This window comes from Polaromonas sp., from assembly GCF_049790275.1.
Classification (GTDB): Bacteria; Pseudomonadota; Gammaproteobacteria; order Burkholderiales; family Burkholderiaceae_C; genus Polaromonas.
In genome coordinates this window covers 1-2,991 of the sequence record NZ_JBAQYR010000159.1, presented here as the reverse complement: position 1 = coordinate 2,991, position 2,991 = coordinate 1, and the positions used below count along the sequence as shown (strand labels likewise).

Sequence of the window (2,991 nt, the reverse complement as noted above, 5' to 3'; positions counted from 1 at the left end):
CGGTCGGGCAGGCCCTGGGCCGCAACCCGTTTGCACCTGTGGTTCCCTGCCACCGGGTGCTGGCCGCCGGCGACAAGCCGGGCGGATTTTCAGCCGGCGGCGGCGTTCGCACCAAGCTCAGGCTGCTGATCATCGAAGGCGCGATGCGCGGCACGCCCGGCCTGTTCGACTGAGCCCGGCCAGCGTCCAGGAGTCTGCGCGGCAGAAGGAGCGTCGGCTGCAAAGCGGCCGCGACGGCCCATTTTTTACCGGCTCTTTGCCCCATAGCTACGGCTATGGCGCTGCAAACCCGGCAAAAACTGCGCTCGCCGGGGCCACTTTTCGCTTCGACGCCTTCTGCCGCACAGACTCCTTGCCCGCTGGCTCCCTTGTCCTACAGCCGGCGCCTCCCGGCGCGCACAGCGCGCCCACCTTCCCTGCGCGAAAGTGAAATGAGCGCCCGTCACCGCCACCCGCTGTGGCCGCGACGGCGCCGCGCTCATTCCCATCGCTTATTTTTGAAAGACCCCATCATGGAAAAATCCAACGGCACCGCTTATCCCGCTTCCACTTCCTCATCGGCCGAGAACGCCGTGCTGCGCGGTGTCGAGCAGGCCGGCCACACGCTCCACAACACGATCGACAGGGTGGCCGAACCAGCCCGCAACTCGGTGGACCGCGCGGCCAGCGCCGCGCACAGCACGGTGGACAAGCTGGCCAGCGGCGCCAACAGCGTGGCCGGCAAGGTCGGCAGCCAGGCGCACCGCCTGACCGATGCACCGCTGCAGGCTGTGGATTATTCCCGCGCCTACATCAAGGAGCATCCGCTGCAGGCCATTGGCGGCGCCTTGCTGGTGGGGCTGCTGGTCGGTCGGCTGACCGCGCGCCGCTCCTACTGAGCGCCTGTTGGCTGATTAAGGCCGGACCAGCCGCAGATGCGTGATCTCCGAGGGCGCGCCGAAACGCTTGGGCGGCCCCCAGTAACCGGTGCCGCGGCTGGTGTAGACCCAGAGGTTTTTCAGCCGGTGCAGGCCAGCCGTGAACGGCTGCTGAAAGCGCACGAAAAAATTCCAGGGCCAGAACTGGCCGCCATGCGTGTGGCCCGATAGCTGCAGGTCAAATCCAGCGTGGGCGGCCGCTGCTGCGCTGCGCGGCTGGTGCGCCAGCAGCAGCCTCACAGCTGCCGCTTCAGGTGCGCCGGCCAGCGCCGCATGTGGGTCGCTGCGGTGGCTTGCATCGAAATGCGCGGCGCTCCAGTCGGCCACACCGGCGAGCACCAGCGCCTCCTGCGCCGGCCGCTGGCCGTGCTGCAGCACCACATGTTCGTTCATCAGCACCCGCAAGCCCAGGCGCTGCAGCTCGGCAATCCAGGCGTGGGCACCTGAATAGTATTCATGGTTGCCGGTGACAAAGTAGGTGCCGTGGGTCGATGACAGCTCCGCCAGCGGAGCCACGTGGTGGGCCAGTTCGGCCACCGTGCCGTCCACCAGGTCGCCGGTGACGGCCACCACGTCCACCTGCAGCGCATTGACCGCACTCACGATGGCCTGCAGGTAACCCTGCTTGATGGTGGGGCCGACGTGGATGTCGCTGATTTGCGCGATCGAAAAGCCATGCAGGGCCGCCGGCAGCCCTGCAATCGGCACGTCCACGCGCACCACGGCAGCGGTGCGCCTGGCATTGAAGAAGCCGACCAGGCTCATGAACAGGCCGGCCAGCGGAACGGCCGCGGCCGAGTTGCTGGCGGCCGCATCGAGCGAAAAGGCAGCAGGAATGGCTGCCAGCACGCCCAAGCCGGCCAGCAGCGCCGCATCGCGCAGCAGCGTCAGCACAAACAGCGAGGAAAACAGGCCCATGAACAGCATGCCGATCCAGGCCATGCGGTCCGACAGCGGCTGCGACTTGAAACGCCGGGCGGTCAGGCCCAGCGGTGTCAGCACGGTGGAGGCCAGCAGAAGCAGGCCCACCAGCACCTTCGCCAGCGGCCAGCCGCTCAGGGCCGGCAGCAGGCGCACGCCGATATAGGCGTGCAGGAGAAACGAAAAAAGCAGCAGCGGCATGGACAGGTCAGGAAGTGGGGGCTTGGTGAAGATGGCTGCATCGCTGGCAAATGCAAGAGGCCGTAGCACGACACTATGATGGGTTTGTCTTTGACTTCCCAGGGAAATTTTCATGGCCAGTAGCCTGTTTGCGCTGATCGACGACATTGCCACCGTGCTGGACGATGTGGCCTTGCTGACCAAGGTCGCCGCCAAAAAAACTGCTGGTGTGCTCGGGGACGACCTGGCGCTCAACGCCCAGCAGGTCTCCGGTGTCCATGTCGATCGCGAGCTGCCGGTGGTGTGGGCGGTGGCCAAGGGCTCCATGCTGAACAAGGCGATCCTGGTGCCGGTGGCGCTGGCCATCAGCGCCTTCGCACCCTGGGCCGTGACACCCTTGCTGATGGTGGGGGGCGCTTTCCTCTGTTATGAGGGGTTTGAAAAACTCGCGCATAAATTCCTGCACAGCCGGGCCGAAGATGCGGCGCACCATGACGAGCTGGTGAAGGCGCTGGCTGACCCGTCGGTGGACCTGGTGCAGGTCGAAAAAGACAAGATCAAGGGCGCAGTGCGGACTGACTTCATTCTGTCGGCAGAAATTATTGCGATCACCCTGGGCACGGTGCAGGCCAGCCCTTTCATCACGCAGCTGGCCGTGCTCAGCGGCATTGCCATCGTCATGACCGTGGGTGTGTACGGCCTGGTGGCCGGGATCGTCAAGCTTGACGATGCAGGCCTGTACCTGAGCCAGAAGGCGGGCGAGGGCGGCGGTGTCCGCCTGCTGCGCAGCCTGGGCCGCGGCATCGTGCTGGCCGCGCCCTGGCTCATGAAGGGCTTGTCGATAGCCGGCACCGCGGCGATGTTCCTGGTCGGCGGCGGCATCCTGACGCACGGCGTTCCGGTCCTGCACCATGCCATCGAAGCGCTGGCAGCGCGCGCCGGCAGCGTGCTGGGCGCGGTCACGCCGCTGCTG

At 66.4% G+C, this 2,991-nt stretch carries 4 protein-coding genes; 3 read left to right on the top strand and 1 reads right to left on the bottom strand.

Features of this window, described 5'->3' with window-relative positions:
• Together WA904_RS20900 and WA904_RS20895 are read left to right on the top strand one after the other, a co-directional pair.
• The coding region (locus tag WA904_RS20900; protein WP_425199054.1) for an MGMT family protein at nucleotides 1–173 on the top strand (173 nt) is incomplete at its 5' end.
• A gap of 339 nt (nucleotides 174–512) precedes the next feature.
• Nucleotides 513–878 carry a glycine zipper domain-containing protein gene (locus WA904_RS20895; protein WP_425199052.1) on the top strand — a complete coding sequence of 122 codons (366 nt, stop codon included), beginning with the start codon at nucleotides 513–515 and terminating at the stop codon, nucleotides 876–878.
• Between the two features lie 15 nt (nucleotides 879–893).
• On the opposite strand, the gene WA904_RS20890 is transcribed toward WA904_RS20895, so the two are convergent.
• On the bottom strand, nucleotides 894–2,039 hold the full coding sequence (locus WA904_RS20890; RefSeq protein ID WP_425199053.1) for a metallophosphoesterase: 1,146 nt from the start codon (nucleotides 2,037–2,039) through the stop codon (nucleotides 894–896).
• Nucleotides 2,040–2,151: 112 nt separating this feature from the next.
• Between WA904_RS20890 and WA904_RS20885 the strand changes: the two genes are divergently transcribed.
• The coding region (locus WA904_RS20885) for a DUF808 domain-containing protein (protein ID WP_425199051.1) at nucleotides 2,152–2,991 on the top strand (840 nt) is incomplete at its 3' end.